Below are 16,701 nucleotides of genomic sequence, written 5' to 3'. Positions count from 1 at the left end.
TCAGGCCGGTTTTATTATTTCTAAAATCAAACTTTAAACTCAAAAACCCGATAAGTAATATGACCTACAAATCATAAAAAGGAGGAATTATGGTGATAAAACAACTAAAGCTTAAGCTAGGAACAAAAATTCTCTGCCTGGTTTTCGTGATTATTCTTTTGTTTTCACTGTCAGTTGGCACTTTGATGCTTAAGGAAATTACAGACAGCATGAAACAAATGGCGACTGAAAAAGCGAAAGGCGATCTGGCTCTAAGCAGTGCTTATATTGATGATGTCATTTCAGGGGAATGGCAGGTAAAAAACAATAAGCTTTATAAAGGCCAAACACAAATCAACGGAAATGAAGATATCGTTGATCTGCTTGGCGAAAAAACAGGTGATACCGTTACCATTTTCCAAGGAGATACTCGTGTAGCAACCAATGTCATGAAAAATGGCGAAAGAGCTGTTGGCACTCAGGCTTCTTCTGAAGTTACTGACGCTGTTTTAAAGAACGGAAAACCATTCAACGGGCAAGCAGACGTGGCGGGCTCTTCTTATCAGACGGCATACATGCCTTTAAAAGATCAAAACGGAAACATCATCGGCATGCTGTATACCGGAGCCAATCAAAGCATTTTAGCATCACTTACGCAATCACTTTTCACTCAATTCGCTATCGTTCTTGTTATCGTCATTATTGTATCAGTCATCCTTGTCCTGCTTTTCACAAGAAGAATCAATAAGCGGCTGAACGCTTTAAAATGCGCCTTTGAAAGTGCCGGAAACGGAGATATGACAATAGAGGTGTCAGACAAATCCGGTGACGAGCTATCAGAACTGAGCGTCTATTACAATAAGATGAGAATGAAACTGAACGATACCATCCAAACCGTACAGCAATCAGCCCTTCAGCTTGCGTCTGCCTCTCAGCAGCTCTCAGCCGGAGCAGAGGAAACAAATCAAGCTTCAGAAAAGATTACAGAAGCTGTACAGCAGATTGCAAATGGAGCCCAGGATCAGATCACGCGAATTGAAAACAGTGAAAGTTCATTAAAACAAGCTTCAGCAGACATCCGGGATATTTCTTCAAATACTGCTGCTATTGCTGACAAAGGGCAGCTTGCGCAATCAAAAGCCGCCATTGGACAAAAGGAAATTTCTAATGTACAGGCACAAATGGATGCGATTCACGATTCGATCCAGAAAAGCGGAGAAATCATACATCAGCTGGACAGCCGCTCTAAACAAATTGAGCAAATTTTATCCGTCATCACCCAAATTGCCGATCAGACAAACCTGCTTGCGCTGAATGCAGCGATTGAAGCTGCCAGAGCCGGTGAACATGGCAAAGGTTTTGCTGTTGTTGCCGATGAAGTACGTAAATTAGCGGAAGAGTCTCAACAGTCTGCGGGGCAGATTTCAAAACTGATCACAGAAATCCAAAATGATATGAACCAATCTGCAAGATCTGTTGAGCATGTGAAAACAGAGGCTGCAGAAGGTGTCACCATGATCCAGCGCACGAGAGATGCATTTAAGGAAATTGCAGCTGCAACAGGCGAAATCAGCGCTGAGATCAGTGATCTATCAGCATCTGTATCAAACATTTCAGCCAGTGCACATAACATAAACGAATCCTTTGCAGCCAATACGGCTGGTATTAAAGATTCTACAGAAAATACTCGGCAGGCGGCTGCATTAACAGAAGAACAATTTGCTGCAATGGAAGAGATAACTGCAGCTTCTGAAACGCTATCTCAATTAGCTGAGGAGCTTACCGGTATCATAAGCCAATTTAAAATGATTGATCAACCCAAAAACGGCCGATGACTTACTATCATTAATGTAAATTGGCAACGGTATTTTACTGAAAACAAATATTTCGACCTGCTAAAATTACGTTTTCAGCAATAAACTGATTGTAAAACTAAAAATTTTAACCTTTACACCAAACGCTTTCTGGATTACTCTTGGAGCAGTTTTAAAGTTGCTTAAAGCGGGAGGTGAACATCACGATGGACATCTTAAAAACAATACTTCTCGTCATCGTGGTCATAGCAGCTGCAGCTGTCGGCCTGATAAAGGGAGACTTTTTCTCAGCTGATCAAAAAACGTCTCAAACGAAAGAATATGACGAAACGATCGCCCTCCCTTCTGACCGTTATCCCGAAACGGCCAAACATATTAAGGATGCGATAAATGAGGGGCACTCAGATGTGTGCACCATCGACAGAGACGGAGCTGAGGAACGCCGCGAGCAATCATTAAAAGACGTACCGCCAAAAACGGGGTATGACAGAGATGAATGGCCAATGGCCATGTGCAAAGAAGGCGGTGAGGGAGCTTCTGTAGAATACATTTCTCCTGCTGACAACCGCGGTGCAGGCTCTTGGGTTGGGCATCAGCTTACCGATTATCCAGACGGCACAAAGGTTTTATTCACGATTCAGTAAACAATAGAGGAGGAACAGCACATTGATCAAGTCATGGAAACCTCAAGAACTGTCGATTTCATATCATCAATTTACTGTATTTCAAAAGGATTCTGCACCTCCTGTTATGGATTGGACTGACGAAGCGATCGAAAAAGGATTTGCGGCGGCGGACGGAGCGATTTCGTTTGAGGCACAGAGAAATACAAAGGCCTTTATTCTTTTGCGCCTGAACAGTTCAGAAACTGTAAACTCCTACGAAAAGAAAGTGACTGTTCCTTTTCATGTCACAGAAAACGGAATTGAAATTGAAAGCATTATGTCTAAAAGGCTGTCCTTTGATCTTCCTAAAGGAGAATATCAATTGACATGCTGGACTGTGCCGGCTGAGATGTCAGATCTGCACGCCGACACTTATATTATTGATGCTGTTTCTGTGTAATGAAAAAGCCCTGAGAGAAGACTCTCAGGGACTCTTTATAAACTTTCTCCGTTCGTCTTGATTACATCCTGATACCAATAAAAGCTTTTTTTCTTCAAGCGTTTTAAATCATGTGTATTTTCTTCATCGCGATGAACATAAACGAATCCGTATCTTTTTTGGTAGCCATTCAGCCAGCTTAATAGATCAGTAAACGACCAGCTGCAATAGCCGATCAAATCGACACCGTCGCTGATGGCCTGTCTGCATTGCTCAAGATGCGAATGCAAATAATCAATTCGATAATCATCCTGTACAGTGCCATCCTCAACTTTATCAAATTCACCCAAACCATTCTCTGTGATAAACACTGGAAGCTGATAGCGGCTTGTAATTCGGCGAAGACCGATACGCAATCCGATTGGGTCAATTGTCCAATCCCAGTTGCTCGTTGTCAGGTGCGGATTTTTTTTCGTTTTAAACACTCCGGGTATCCCTGTTTCCTGGTTGGTCCCCTTTTGGCCTGTCGTATTCATTTTCCCTTCCGACACACCATTAAGCGGATTTCGTTCGTAGGTGATGGTCTGATAATAATTGACACCTACAAAATCAGGCTTTCCTTTGGCAAGCAGCTCCACATCTCCTGCTTCGATTGTCGGCGCCCAGCCTTGTTTTTCTAAATAGCGGAAAGGAATTTGCGGGTAGGTTCCCCAGCAATACATGTCCAGCCACCAATTGTTCATAAATTCTTCAGCGTTTTCAAATGCCAGTATATCCTCTGGATGGCTGGATAAAGGGTAAGCCGGAGAATAAGCAAAGCTTGGACCGATTTTGCCATCAGGCACATATTCTCTAAAAGATTCAATGGCTTTCGCATTAGCCAGAAACGCAATATGGTTTGCTTCGTAAAATCGTTTTCTGTCTTTCACTCCAGGCGGGTGCATGGCTGTAATAAAGCCGTGATTAAAATTGTAGTTCTGTTCGTTTAACGTAACCCAATATTTCACTCTGTCTCCAAAACGTTTATAAAGAGTAACACAGTAGTTATTAAAATCCTCTATGATATTTCTTGATTCAAAACCGCTGTACTCGTCCATAAGCGCCTGAGGCAAATCCCAATGATATAAAGTCAGAACCGGCTCGATGTTATGAGAAAGCAACTCGTCAATCAGGTTATCGTAAAAAGCTAGGCCTGCTTCATTGATCTCCCCTTTTCCTTTTGGAAAAATCCGCGGCCAGCTGACGGAAAATCGATACGCTTTTAAGCCCATCTCAGCCATCAAAGCGACATCTTCTTTAAAACGGTGATAATGGTCAACCGCAATATCGCCATTGGTCCCTTTAAACGTTTTGCCCGGTATTTTCGTAAATACGTCCCATACAGAAGGACCTTTGCCATCTTCGTTCCAAGCGCCTTCAATCTGGTACGCTGCTGAAGCAGAGCCCCACAAAAAATGTTTCGGAAAAGATTCTGGATGCTGGTGGATCATAGTGTTTATCACTCCTGAAATATTTGATAAACCTATCATAGGTTATGAAACGCGTTTCATATCAACTCGATATTAATCGCGGAACAGCTCAGCCAATATTTTTTCTCTTTGTCCAAGAAAATATCGTGTTAATTGAACATGTTCTGTATTCTCATATTCTGTAGGATGTATTCTTCCACCATCAAAGCTTAAAATATTAGCATTAGGATAGCCCAGCAGGATCGGGGAGTGAGTCGCAATGATCATCTGGACATTTCCGCCCTTCACCAAATCATGTATTACTCTCAAAAAAGCCAGCTGCCTAGCTGGAGAAAGGGCCGCTTCTGGCTCATCTAAAAGATAAATCGCTTTTTCTTTAAAACGATGACAGAATAGAGACATAAAGGACTCTCCATGTGATTGCTTGTGCAGCGGCCTCCCTCCATAAGAACGGTATGGCTGCGGAGCTTCTAATTCCATCTCATCCAGATGAAGAGAAAGATGATAAAACGATTCAGCTCTTAAAAAGAAGCCATTTGTTACCTTTGGCAGCCAAGATAAACGTATGTAATCACCTAAATGAGAATCTGACTCCTGTAATTCATAGACATTATTTCGGCTTCCGCCCGCTGGATTGAATTCACACTTATTTGCTATTGCTTCAAGCAAAGTAGATTTGCCAGATCCATTTTCTCCTACAAAAAAAGTCACTTGGCTAGTAAATAAAATTTCATTTAATTGATTGATAGCCGGGATAGAAAAAGGAAATCTGTTAAAGTCCGCAATCTTATCTCGAAGAAGAGTAACCTTTTTTAAAAACATAGTATCTCCTTTCTATCACTCAGTTACATAATATATTGAGAAAAATCTTCTGCATCCATAAAAATACAACCCATCCTAGTATTCCAACGCATAATGCTAACCAGAACGGCACATGAATTTTCAGCAAAAACGCCAAAATAGCAAGTAAACAAACTGTAGCAGGGATTCCTGTAAGCACACCTGATGCAAATTGACTTAATTGAGCTGTTTTTTCACCCTGTATTTGCATCCAAAAAAGGCTTAATAAGCTGACCAAGGGTAAAGCGGCAATAATCCCCCCATAGGTCGGATGCCTTTTTGATATTTCAGTAACAAAACCGATAATCAACGCTGAGATGATCACTTTGCTTAAAACGGCCATTGTTTAGCTTCCTTACTTAAAAGTTCAAAGGCCTGTTCAAGTAATTCCTTTTCTGAAGTGCTCATTCGTTTAATTATTTCTTTTAATTTTTCTTTATCTAGCTGCGTGTGCTGTTCAAGAACAGCTCTTCCTTCTTGCGTTAAGAAAACTAAAACCTTACGTTCATCTTGCTGACTTCGCCGTTTAGCTACTAATCCCTTTTGAATTAAACGTTTAGTATGCTCTGACGCAGTATTGTGAGAGACAGACAAGTATTCAGCCAAAGCCCCTATTGTTGCTTCACCTTGCTTTTCAATATGCTGCATGAGCCGTATTGCCTGGTGAGAAATATTATCTTTATGTTTGTAATGTAATAAATAATAAATATCTGTCCATTGCTGATTTAGTTTAGCTATGAAATTCATTTCCATCATACACACCCCTTTATATCTTATTATACGATATAACTGACTACTGCGACATTATTTTCTAAAACTTTACTCATTTATTACAGGAACTTTTTCACAATAAAAAAGCACCCAATTCCCATTGGATGCTTACCGTCTTAATGTCTTTTTTCAAATTTATGCTGATGAGGATGGGGCTTTGGAACAAAGCCGTTTTGTTTCATCATTTCAAAGTGTTTGTCCATGTGATTTTTGATGTGTTCTCCTCTTTCTTTAGGCAGGACACCGTATTGCACATACTTTGAGATTACGTCTTTGCGCTTTTTTAATATGTCTGCTTCCAGCTGTTCAATTTCTTTCTTTTGCTGATCTGTCAGTGTGACATTTGCGGGAGGCTGCTGCTGTTTTTCAGCGGCTTCAGCTGTGCCGGTCAGAGAAATGACAGCTGCGGTTATGAACATTGTGATGATATTGATTTTTATCCGTTTCATCCAATTTATTCCTCCAATCCTATTTTTCATATGTTTTGCTGCATTGCATTTTTTATACATGCAAAAGAAAAAGAGCGAACCATTATTCGCTCTTTCTGATCTGTTCATCAGTATAAAGTTCTTCTTCACCCGGGGGCGCGTAAGTGACATACGTTCCCGCGATTAAATCATGCAGTGTCCGTTTGTCTTCTCGGACACCGATCAGAATCAGGCTGGCGATCAAGCCGAGTCCGAAAGTTATGCCGTAAACCAGACCCGCAACAATAACCCGCAAAAACATCGTTAACAGGCTGACCTGTGATCCGTCTTTTTTTACGATTCTGATACCGCAGATTCTTTTTCCGATAAGGTAGCCGTTCCAAAACACCGGCAACAAAATAGAGTACAGCAGAACAATCAGACTGATGAACATGCTGTCGTTCGGGTCTTTTCCTGTAATCAGCCAATAGATCAGCAAAAGAGGCACCGAGACAATAATGTAATCCAGCAATGAAGCTCCTAGTCTGATCCAGAATCCGGCTGGTTTGTAAATATTCATTTGACTCCCCCATATGTCTTCAATATGACTTTGATGTTTCCATCTTCTTTCTTATCGAATATATCATATGCCTTAGGGCCATCAGCAAGACTTAATTTATGCAAAAGATCGATTTCATGCTTCTTGACCATTTCATACAGCATTGGCATTAGATGAATAACGAGTGCCCGGCCCACTGGTGTAATGGCATCCTGGATCTGGGATCAGCTCAACATGCTCTTTTCCTTGATATGTCAGTGCTTTCATCCTTGGACAACTCCTTTATTGTCACTGGTTCCCTGTATAGCCGCTTTTAAACGCTCACACGCTTTTGTATACACAATTCGAACTTTTTGAAAACGTCATCAACATATTGCAACCCCTTATGTTCAGTGCTATCTTTTTAGTTGATTAACAGATTGGGGGAAACATAGGTGAAATCATTCATGCAATCCAAAGCCGTTATATTCAGTTTCACAATGGCTTTCTTTCTTATATTGGCAGCCTGTTCCGGCAAAAATGAAGCCGATTCCAAGGATACAGGCTGGGAGCAGATCAAAGACAAAGGGAAAATTGTTGTCGCTACATCAGGCACGCTTTATCCCACTTCTTATCACGATACCGATTCTGGTTCCGATAAGCTGACGGGCTATGAGGTTGAAGTCGTTCGTGAAGCGGCAAAACGCCTGGGTCTGAAGGTTGAGTTCAAGGAGATGGGCATTGACGGAATGCTGACAGCGGTGAACAGCGGCCAGGTTGACGCAGCCGCAAATGACATCGATGTGACGAAGGACCGCGAGAAGAAGTTCGCGTTTTCCACTCCATATAAATATTCATACGGCACGGCAATCGTCCGAAAAGACGATTTATCAGGGATTAAAACGCTTAAGGATTTAGAAGGGAAGAAAGCCGCTGGCGCAGCTACGACAGTCTACATGGATGTAGCGAGAAAATACGGCGCTCAAGAAGTGATTTATGATAATGCGACCAATGAACAGTATTTAAAAGATGTCGCCAACGGACGCACTGATGTCATTTTAAACGACTATTACCTGCAGACACTTGCGCTCGCAGCATTCCCGGATCTTAACATTACGATCCATCCTGACATCAAGTACATGCCGAACAAACAGGCGCTTGTCATGAAAAAAAGCAATGCAGCACTTCAGAAAAAGATGAACGAAACATTGAAAGAAATGAGCAAGGATGGCACTTTGACAAAGCTGTCGAAACAATTCTTCAATAAAGCAGATGTATCAAAGAAACTGGATGTCGACGTTCAGGACGTTGATTTGTAATCGGACGCCATGATAAATAGCATTCAGTGGGAATATATTTTCAACACAAAGCTGGCCATTGAATCGTTCCCTTATGTCATAAAAGGCATTGGATATACGCTGCTCATCTCTTTTGTGAGCATGTTTGCGGGAACGGTGATCGGCCTGTTCATATCACTCGCCAGAATGTCTCAGCTTGCCTTGTTAAGGTGGCCGGCGAAGCTCTATATCTCATTTATGCGAGGCGTTCCGATTTTAGTGATCTTGTTTATCCTTTATTTCGGATTTCCTTATATCGGCATTGAATTTTCCGCTGTCACAGCCGCTTTAATTGGCTTTAGTCTTAACAGCGCCGCCTACATTGCAGAAATTAACCGTTCAGCCATTTCATCCGTTGAAAAAGGACAGTGGGAAGCCGCATCCTCTCTCGGCCTTTCCTATTGGCAGACGATGAGGGGTATCATTTTGCCGCAATCGATCCGTATTGCGCTGCCTCCGCTTGCTAATGTATTGCTCGACTTAATCAAAGCGTCCTCTCTCGCTGCAATGATTACAGTGCCGGAATTGCTCCAGCATGCGAAAATCATCGGCGGCAGAGAGTTTGATTACATGACCATGTATATTTTGACCGCTCTCATTTATTGGGCCATCTGCTCAGCAGCGGCAGCTTTTCAGAATATCCTTGAGAAAAAATACGCTCATTATGTTTAAACAAACGTTTTATTAAAAAAGCCGCTCCTCAGGAGACGGCTTTTTTCTATTGATTCAGCTTCCACTTGAACGGGTCCTCAAACAGCGACCAGTCGGAATCAAATTCGTACTCAGTCAGCAGGCATTGATCAAGCTCTTTCGTGATCGCTTCTTCATCCAAATCTGTTCCGATAAACACAAGCTGCGTCAAGCGGTCGCCGAATTCCGGATCCCAGTCCTCCAAAATTTCTGGCTCCTGCTGTTTGACTTGCTCCTGCTCAAGCTTTGGCAACGCCGCCACCCAATACGATACTGGCTCAAGCGTAACCGACGGTCCTGCTTGCGACATCAGCAAAGCGAGATTGTTATGCGAGGCGCACCAGACGATTCCTTTGGCACGAACCACGTTCTTTGGCATTTGATCCATCCAGCGATAAAACCGTGTAGAATGAAACGGCAAACGTCTTTTATACACAAATGAAGAGATGCCGTATTCTTCTGTTTCCGGGGTGTGTTCCGCATGGCCTGCTGTCAGCTCTTGAATCCAGCCGGCTGACCCGCTCGCTTCCTCGAAGTTAAATAACCCTGTATGCAAAATCTCCTGCGGTTTTACATTTCCTTTGACGGAACGAATGAATTTGGCTCTTGGCTGCAGTGTGCGAAGCACTTTTTCAAGCTGTTCGAGCTCTTGCTCGCTGACCAGGTCACATTTATTCAAGATCAGAACATCACAAAACTCTATTTGATCGATCAAGAGGTCGGCAATGTCTCTTTCATCCTCTTCCCCCAGCGCTTCTTTGCGATCCAGAAGGCTATCGCCTGACTGATAATCATGCCAAAAACGGTTGGCATCAACCACTGTCACCATCGTATCCAGCTGACAGAATTTTGTAAGGTCGATCCCCATCTCTTCATCGATATAAGAAAAAGTCTGAGCCACCGGGATCGGTTCACTAATTCCTGTCGATTCAATCACGATATAATCAAACCGCCCGTCTTTTGCCAGCTTCTCGACTTCAATTAATAAGTCTTCGCGAAGCGTACAGCAAATGCAGCCGTTTGACATTTCCACAAGCTTTTCATCTGTTCTGGAAAGGCCTCCTTCCTGCTTAACCAAGCCTGCGTCAATGTTCACCTCACTCATATCGTTGACGATGACCGCTATTTTTAAGCCTTCACGATTTTGCAGAATGCTGTTCAGCAATGTTGTTTTTCCAGCGCCAAGATAACCGCTCAGTACGGTAACCGGAATTTTTTTCATACTAATGTCCTCCCTTATAAAATAGAATCATTACGATTTAATTCGTATGCTTCGCCGTATAGGCAATGGTGTAAGCAGCTTTTCGTGCTCCGGAAATATTTCTCGCTGTCGGCCCGATTTCTAATTCAGCAAAGGCTCCCATCACATATAAGCCTTTTCCCCATTGCAAATCCTTGCCAACAATCGGAAAACCGCAGCCTGCATAAGGCAATTGCTCCGCTTGCGCTGCTCTCTGTACCCAATCGAACCGGCTGATGTCCGAGGTAAAACCTGTTGCCAATGCGACACGCTCGTATTCGTATCGCGATTCGCTGGTTTTACAGTGTATCTGTATCTTGCCGTCATCTGTTTTTTGGCAAAAATCAATGTCATCCTGAATGACTTTTATTCTGCCCTCCTCCTTATAGACAGCAAGTGTTCTTGAAATGTCCTTTGGAAAAGAGCCACGATGTCTGGCGCTTGTAATCCATTGCCTTCGCTTTTGATAGTCAGACGTTTTACTGAATGCTTTCATATATTTCGGACCAAGCCATCCTGGATCACTATCGAAGTCATAGATCCGGAACGGATGCCTCACCAGCATCGTCACATCATGGCCGTCATCTGCGAGCTTTATGGCGTAATGAGCCGCCGTTATCCCTCCGCCCACAACTGCCATTTGCACACTTTCATTGCTTACATCGTGCACCTCTCTGTCAAACACATGATAAATGCCGTCATTCTGATATGGTTTTGTCCACTCCGGCCAAGAAGGCTGATGAGAAAAACTCATGGCTAAAACCACTCGTTCCCCCGTGAGAGTTCCAGCGGTATCTGTCTCCGCTTCCCACAACCCGTTTTTCCTTCTCAAATTTGTCACCATGCCTGTTTTCCATGCTTGATCAATATGTATCTCATCCAGCACAGTCTCGCAGTGCTGATTGAAGAGCGACAGCGAGGGCCTCTTATATCTTCCAAAGAATACTTCCGGCCATTGGCTTTTATCCGCATACGTTTGCAAGCTGAACGGCTCTGTGTCTACATGATGAACCGATGGAGAGCGCAAGTATTTCATCTGAATGCGGCTTGTGTTTCGTTTCCAGCATTCAAGAGGCCGTTCATGGGGATCAATGACAGCAAGATCCTCAATCGATGCCCTTCCGCTTTTCACCAGATGCACAGCCAAGGTTGTGCCTTGGATGCCGCCGCCAATGATCAGCCATTTATACATGGGAGAATCTCCTCTCTGCAAAACGTAATTATTACGATTTAAATCGTATGGCTTTTTTTCCTTTTTGTCAACCGCTTTCCATTCAGCCGATCACAACTTTTGTATGTTCAGGGATGTTTTCATATATCCATTTCGCATCTGGGATGGCCAGCCTGATACATCCATGAGATGCCTTCACCCCTAGTTTTTTTGCTTCTTTTTCGATGACTTTTTTATCCTTTGTCATCGGCACACTGTGAAATAGAAATTCGCCATGGTTTTTCCATGAGACCCAGTATTCCGCACCTTCCTGATATCCTTCGGAGAAAAACCATTCTCCTCGTTCAGGCTCTATATAAAAGGTGCCCTTTGGCGTAGCGCCATCTTTTGTTTGATCCAGTCCTGACGAGACAATCATTGTATATAAGGTTTTACTTCCTTCTTTGATGTAAGCCTTCTGTTCTTTCACGTCCACATCAATCCAGACATGTTTCTGCTTGATATTCGGGTATTCACCGCCTGATGGTTTGGTCCAATCGATGCTAGTTTTTTCTGTCTTTTGGTCGGACGTTACGTGCTCTGCCGTTTTCTTTGTATCAGCGCTTGCGTGTTCTTCCGCATGATCAGAGCAGGCTGACAGCAGGCTGGCCGGCACAAGAACAGCAACAAATAATAATAAGAGTTTCATATTCTATCCTCCTGTTTCGAAAAACGCAGCTTCGCATAGGCATCGTGGAGATGGATTGATTCTTCATTGCGGCATTCAATCTCAAAGGCTGACACCCATTCAAGCTCATACAAATCCGCGGCAATCAGCCGGGCGAGATCCTCAACAAATCTTGGATTTTCATATGCTGTTTCCGTCACGGCTTTTTCATCCGGGCGCTTAAGAACCGGATGCAGTCTCGCAGAAGCATTTGATTCTGCGGCGTCAAGCAAATCAGCTTTAAAATCGCTTGGAAGCGATACTGCCGGATGAATATCAGCCCAAATGCTGACCGTCCCCCTCTGATTATGAGCGCTGTATTCACTGATTTCCTTGGAGCAAGGGCATAGTGTCGTTACTTTCGCTGAGATGCCGGCACGCTGTTCAAACGGCTGATCTTCGCGATAGGTGACAGACATCAATATGTCAGCATGCATCAAACCCGCTTTCTCAAGCTTCGGACTTTTCCGTTCGAAAAACCATGGAAACCGCACTTCGACTGAAGCTGATGACTGGTCCATGTTTTCTGCAAGCTCTTTCGTAAATTGCTGTAGAGAGGAAAATGAGAGAATCCAGCCGTTTTGATGATAGATTTGGAGCAGCTCTGTTAACCGGCTCATATTAATCCCCTTCTGATTCCTCCGCAAATCACAAGTCATTGTAAAGTTCGCAGTCGTTGTTTGCTCAGCAGGCGTCATGGCAGAAGTGATTGTGACCGGATGGGACACATTAGCGACACCTACATGCTGAATGTCAAAAAAATAATCCTTCCTGATATTTTGCAGATCCTTCATTTTTTCTTTTTCTACAGGTTTCTCGCCTTTTATCGGACTGACCGACCCAAAGTATTGAAGACGTTCCGGTTTTCCCGGAAGCGGCATGTGTTGATTCAATCAGAAAACTCCTCTCATTAACAAACCGTAATAATTACTATTTATTTTGATGGGTTCACTGATTAAAATCAAGAGAAAATAAAAAAGACACGCACAAATGCGTGTCCGTCAAAACCTAAATATCAGCGGGGCTGCTTTCCGCGCTCCAGCTTTTTCTCCAGTAATAGCCTGCGGCAAGCACGAGCGCAAACGCCAGCAGCGCGATACAGGAAAACGTGATAAAACCGATAGCATATGTGCCTGTCATCTGTTTTAACGATCCTAAGATGTTCGGCAGGAAAAACCCTCCTATGCCGCCGGCCGCACCGACAATTCCTGTCACCATGCCGATTTCTTTGCGGAAGCGCTGCGGTACGAGCTGGAATACGGCTCCGTTGCCCATTCCGAGCCCCATCATTCCGACAAACAAAAGAACGATGACCATTGAGAGAGACGGCAGGCTGCTGACCCCAGCCATACACAGGGCCACGATGACAAACAATACAGAAAGCACTTTTGTGCCGCCGACACGATCTGAAATCCAGCCCCCGACAGGCCGGAAAAAGCTTCCCGCCGCCACACATAATGTAACGAAATCGCCCGCGTGAATTTTTGACAGCTGGTATTGATCGACAAAGAAAATAGATAAAAAGCTTGATAGCCCGACAAATCCCCCGAATGTGACACTGTACAGCAGGCAGAAAAACCATGTTTCCTTTTGCCCGAACACATGCAGATAGCTTTTGAGCGGCTGCGGCGCCGGCTGTGCAGGAGAATCCTTTGCCATGGACACAAAAAGAATAAAGACGATCAGCAAAGGAATAAGCGCAATTCCCATAACAATGTGCCAGCCGAATTGCTCTGCAAGACGCGGGCCAAACAGGGTTGCAAACAAAGTGCCGCTGTTCCCCGCGCCGGCGATCCCCATCGCAAGCCCCTGCAAATGAGGCGGATACCATCGGCTTGCCATAGGCAGAGCAACGGCAAAGCTTGCCCCCGCCACGCCAAGCAGAATCCCGATGGCATACAGCTCAGGCAGCGAGCGGCCGCCAAATGTCCCCCACAGCAGCGGAATCATTGTCACCAGCATCCCGATCATTGCCGTTTTTTTCGGTCCGATTCTGTCCGTTAAAACACCTAAAATGATACGAAACACAGATCCTGATAAAATCGGCACAGCCACGATAAGCCCTTTCTCAAATGGGGACAGGCCAAAATCCTGAGAAATATAAACACCCAGCGCCCCAAGCATAACCCATATCATAAAACTCACATCAAAGTATAAAAAGGAACAGAGCAAAGTGAGTGGATGACCGCTAGTTTTCAGTTCCGACAGCTTCATAAGATTCCCCTTTCTTGACCCTTAATTATTTTAAATTTTCTGAATCAAGAATATATGACCATTTTTTTCTGGAAAAGACATGTGTAAGTTTTTGTGACACGTTTAATGCGTTAACAATGCATTGTGACATAATTTTTAATAGGAGAATCAAAGGAGGTCTGGCACATGAAGAAACAAAGATTGGTGTTAGCAGGGAACGGCATGGCCGGAATCCACTGTATTGAAGAAGTTTTAAAGCTGAATCGCCAAATGTTCGAAATTGTCATTTTCGGAAGCGAACCGCATCCCAACTATAATCGCATTCTCTTATCCTCTGTATTGCAGGGTGAGGCGTCACTCGATGACATTACACTGAACAACAAGGATTGGTACGACAAGCACGGGATTACGCTTTACACAGGCGAAACGGTTGTTCACATTGATACAGTTCAGCAGCGGGTTATCACGGACCGGAAACGCACCCATTCTTATGACAAATTAATAGTGGCAACAGGCTCCTCCCCTCATATTCTCCCCATCCCCGGGGCGGACAAAGAAGGCGTCTACGGATTTCGAACAATAGAAGACTGCCAAGCGTTGATGAGCATGGCCAAACACTATCAAAAGGCAGCGGTGATCGGAGCCGGCTTATTAGGACTGGAAGCAGCAGTCGGTTTACAGCATCTCGGCATGGATGTCAGCGTCATTCATCACTCTGCCGGCATTATGCAAAAACAGCTGGATCAAACGGCGTCGAGGCTGCTGCAGACAGAGCTGGAACGGAAAGGCTTAACCTTTCTTTTGGAAAAAGACACCGTATCCATTTCTGGCACCTCGCGGGCAGACGGCATCTGTTTTAAAGACGGCTCTTCATTGAAAGCTGACTTGATTGTGATGGCGGCTGGCGTGAGGCCGAATATTCAATTGGCTGTGTCAGCCGGAATCGCAGTGAACCGCGGGATCATCGTGAATGACTACATGCAGACGAGTGAACCGAATGTGTATGCCGTCGGCGAATGCGCCGAGCATAACGGAACGTTGTATGGTTTGGCAGCCCCGCTTTATGAACAGGGAAAAGCTCTCGCCAAACATATTTGCGGTGCTCCATGTGAGGGGTATCAAGGGTCAGCACCATCTGCAGCTTTAAAAATAGCTGGAATTGATGTGTGGTCAGCTGGAAAGGTTCACGAAGATGAACGCACGACGAGTATTAAAATCTACGATGAACAAACAGGCATTTATAAAAAAGCACTCTTTGAGGATGACAAACTGGCCGGTGTTATTTTATTCGGAGATACACGTGACAAGCAGCGGTTTCTCGACAGCCTGCTCAAACAAAGAGACATCTCCATTGTCAAAAAACAGATCATCGAACCCGAGAATACCGGCACTTTATTTGATTCCATGTCTTCCAGTGAAACGATTTGCCAATGCAACTCAGTGACGAAAGGCGCGATTGAAGAAGCGGTGCACACGAAAGGCCTAACAACTGTTGAGGAAGTCAAGCACTGCACCAAAGCATCCGGTTCCTGCGGAGGATGCAAGCCGCTCGTTAAAGACCTTTTGAGGCACATGACCAGCAGCGAATATACAGAGCCCGCCGTCACTCCTTCGTTTTGCGGCTGTACTGATTTTACAGAAGACGACATCATTGCCGAGCTTCAGCGCAGGCCATTCACTAATCCGGGAGAAGCGATGAGCCAGCTTGGCTGGAAAACGAATAATGGATGCCGCAAATGTGTTCCGGCGATTCAATACTACCTGGAAATGCTTTATCCCGGTTTTGTTCAGCCTGAATCAGCTGCCGAAGATACATACATCCTGATTCCGCAAATGTACGGCGGGCGAACGAACGCGGAGCAGCTAAGAAACATCGCCAATATCATCGAGGCGTACAGCATCTCCGACGTATCCATCACTCACGGCCAAAGACTGAAGCTTTCCGGGATCAAACCCGCGGATCTCCCAAACATCAAAAAAGACCTGAAAATGCCCGTACGCTCAAACGAACACCACCGCACGCTGCAAAGTGTCAAAGCATGTACATGCGGACAAAACCGATCGATTCAACAGCTGGCAGCCCAGATCGAGAGACATCTTGAGATGCTTTCCATGCCCGCTTATATTTCTATCAGCTTATCATGTGAAACAGACTGCACCGATGCCGCCATACAAGATGTCGGCGCGATTCGAACGCAAGCTGGCTGGGACATTTACATCGGCGGCGTCCGGGGAACTCATGCCCGTTCCGGAGCTCTGTTTTGCGTTACTGACAACGCAGACAGCACTGCCAGCATGATCAAAGGACTGATCCAGTATTACCGTGAAACGGCTCATTACTTAGAAGCCGTTCATCAGTGGATGGACCGTCTCGGGATCGTGCATATCAGAGAAGTGCTATTTGAAGAGGACCTTAAGACACAGCTGCTGGAAAGCCTCCAAACAGACCTGTCACTGATTCAAAACCCGCCTGTACAGGCTGGCGCACATAAGAAAGGATGA

17 protein-coding genes and 1 pseudogene are annotated in these 16,701 nt (G+C 44.5%); 6 read left to right on the top strand and 12 right to left on the bottom strand.

Annotated features, from left to right (window positions below; translation table 11 throughout):
- The first annotated feature begins 89 nt into the window (after positions 1–89).
- The 3 genes from tlpC (at position 90) to nin (ending at position 2,858) form a co-directional block, all read left to right on the top strand.
- Positions 90–1,814 carry a methyl-accepting chemotaxis protein TlpC gene (tlpC, locus tag GYO_RS24300; protein ID WP_014112615.1) on the top strand — a complete coding sequence of 575 codons (1,725 nt, stop codon included), beginning with the start codon at positions 90–92 and terminating at the stop codon, positions 1,812–1,814.
- A 173-nt stretch (positions 1,815–1,987) separates the two neighbouring features.
- Positions 1,988–2,437 carry a DNA-entry nuclease gene (gene nucA, locus GYO_RS24295; protein WP_146881512.1) on the top strand — a complete coding sequence of 150 codons (450 nt, stop codon included), beginning with the start codon at positions 1,988–1,990 and terminating at the stop codon, positions 2,435–2,437.
- Between the two features lie 22 nt (positions 2,438–2,459).
- Positions 2,460–2,858, top strand: a complete 399-nt coding sequence (nin, locus tag GYO_RS24290) for a DNA-entry nuclease inhibitor (RefSeq protein ID WP_014112613.1) — start codon at positions 2,460–2,462, stop codon at positions 2,856–2,858.
- Positions 2,859–2,893: 35 nt separating this feature from the next.
- On the opposite strand, the gene bglC is transcribed toward nin, so the two are convergent.
- The 7 genes and pseudogenes from bglC to GYO_RS43900 form a co-directional block, all read right to left on the bottom strand.
- Complete coding sequence (gene bglC / locus GYO_RS24285) at positions 2,894–4,327, bottom strand: 6-phospho-beta-glucosidase (protein WP_014112612.1); 1,434 nt, start codon at positions 4,325–4,327, stop codon at positions 2,894–2,896.
- 72 nt (positions 4,328–4,399) lie between these two features.
- On the bottom strand, positions 4,400–5,128 hold the full coding sequence (locus tag GYO_RS24280) for an AAA family ATPase (protein ID WP_014112611.1): 729 nt from the start codon (positions 5,126–5,128) through the stop codon (positions 4,400–4,402).
- A 19-nt stretch (positions 5,129–5,147) separates the two neighbouring features.
- Positions 5,148–5,489 carry a DUF3147 family protein gene (locus GYO_RS24275; protein WP_014112610.1) on the bottom strand — a complete coding sequence of 114 codons (342 nt, stop codon included), beginning with the start codon at positions 5,487–5,489 and terminating at the stop codon, positions 5,148–5,150.
- Positions 5,477–5,899, bottom strand: a complete 423-nt coding sequence (locus GYO_RS24270; RefSeq protein ID WP_087941761.1) for a MarR family winged helix-turn-helix transcriptional regulator — start codon at positions 5,897–5,899, stop codon at positions 5,477–5,479. Before GYO_RS24270 ends, GYO_RS24275 begins: the two co-directional genes overlap by 13 nt.
- Positions 5,900–6,033: 134 nt before the next feature.
- Complete coding sequence (locus GYO_RS24265) at positions 6,034–6,366, bottom strand: YckD family protein (protein WP_014112608.1); 333 nt, start codon at positions 6,364–6,366, stop codon at positions 6,034–6,036.
- A gap of 82 nt (positions 6,367–6,448) precedes the next feature.
- Complete coding sequence (locus GYO_RS24260; RefSeq protein ID WP_014112607.1) at positions 6,449–6,904, bottom strand: RDD family protein; 456 nt, start codon at positions 6,902–6,904, stop codon at positions 6,449–6,451.
- A pseudogene (locus tag GYO_RS43900) lies at positions 6,901–7,080 on the bottom strand (hypothetical protein); the annotation flags it as partial. The pseudogene GYO_RS43900 and the gene GYO_RS24260, both read right to left, overlap by 4 nt.
- A 237-nt stretch (positions 7,081–7,317) precedes the next feature.
- On the opposite strand from GYO_RS43900, the gene GYO_RS24250 reads away from it, so the two are divergent.
- Together GYO_RS24250 and GYO_RS24245 are read left to right on the top strand one after the other, a co-directional pair.
- Positions 7,318–8,181, top strand: coding sequence for a transporter substrate-binding domain-containing protein (locus GYO_RS24250; protein WP_072182399.1), 864 nt, complete (start codon positions 7,318–7,320; stop codon positions 8,179–8,181).
- A 9-nt stretch (positions 8,182–8,190) separates the two neighbouring features.
- Entirely contained in the window at positions 8,191–8,871 is a 681-nt protein-coding gene (locus GYO_RS24245; RefSeq protein WP_003224863.1) for an amino acid ABC transporter permease, read from the top strand.
- 46 nt (positions 8,872–8,917) lie between these two features.
- On the opposite strand, the gene zinU is transcribed toward GYO_RS24245, so the two are convergent.
- The 5 genes from zinU to GYO_RS24220 all read right to left on the bottom strand — a co-directional run bounded on the left by zinU (position 8,918) and on the right by GYO_RS24220 (position 14,220).
- Positions 8,918–10,111: a zinc metallochaperone ZinU gene (gene zinU / locus GYO_RS24240; RefSeq protein ID WP_014112603.1), complete on the bottom strand. Its 1,194-nt coding sequence runs from the start codon at positions 10,109–10,111 to the stop codon at positions 8,918–8,920.
- Positions 10,112–10,148: 37 nt separating this feature from the next.
- A complete protein-coding gene (locus GYO_RS24235) occupies positions 10,149–11,321 on the bottom strand; it encodes an NAD(P)-binding domain-containing protein (protein WP_014112602.1) in 1,173 nt (390 codons plus the stop codon).
- A gap of 82 nt (positions 11,322–11,403) precedes the next feature.
- Positions 11,404–11,988 (bottom strand): L,D-transpeptidase, encoded by a 585-nt coding sequence (locus tag GYO_RS24230; protein ID WP_014112601.1) that lies wholly within the window; start codon positions 11,986–11,988, stop codon positions 11,404–11,406.
- Positions 11,985–12,899, bottom strand: a complete 915-nt coding sequence (gene folE2, locus GYO_RS24225; protein ID WP_014112600.1) for a GTP cyclohydrolase FolE2 — start codon at positions 12,897–12,899, stop codon at positions 11,985–11,987. Before folE2 ends, GYO_RS24230 begins: the two co-directional genes overlap by 4 nt.
- A gap of 115 nt (positions 12,900–13,014) precedes the next feature.
- Entirely contained in the window at positions 13,015–14,220 is a 1,206-nt protein-coding gene (locus GYO_RS24220; protein WP_014112599.1) for an MFS transporter, read from the bottom strand.
- Between the two features lie 165 nt (positions 14,221–14,385).
- Between GYO_RS24220 and nirB the strand changes: the two genes are divergently transcribed.
- Positions 14,386–16,701, top strand: a complete 2,316-nt coding sequence (gene nirB / locus GYO_RS24215) for a nitrite reductase large subunit NirB (RefSeq protein ID WP_014112598.1) — start codon at positions 14,386–14,388, stop codon at positions 16,699–16,701.

This window comes from Bacillus spizizenii TU-B-10 (assembly GCF_000227465.1).
GTDB lineage: Bacteria > Bacillota > Bacilli > Bacillales > Bacillaceae > Bacillus > Bacillus spizizenii.
Note: the sequence above shows the minus strand (reverse complement) of the source record. Positions and strands in the feature narration are given on the sequence as shown.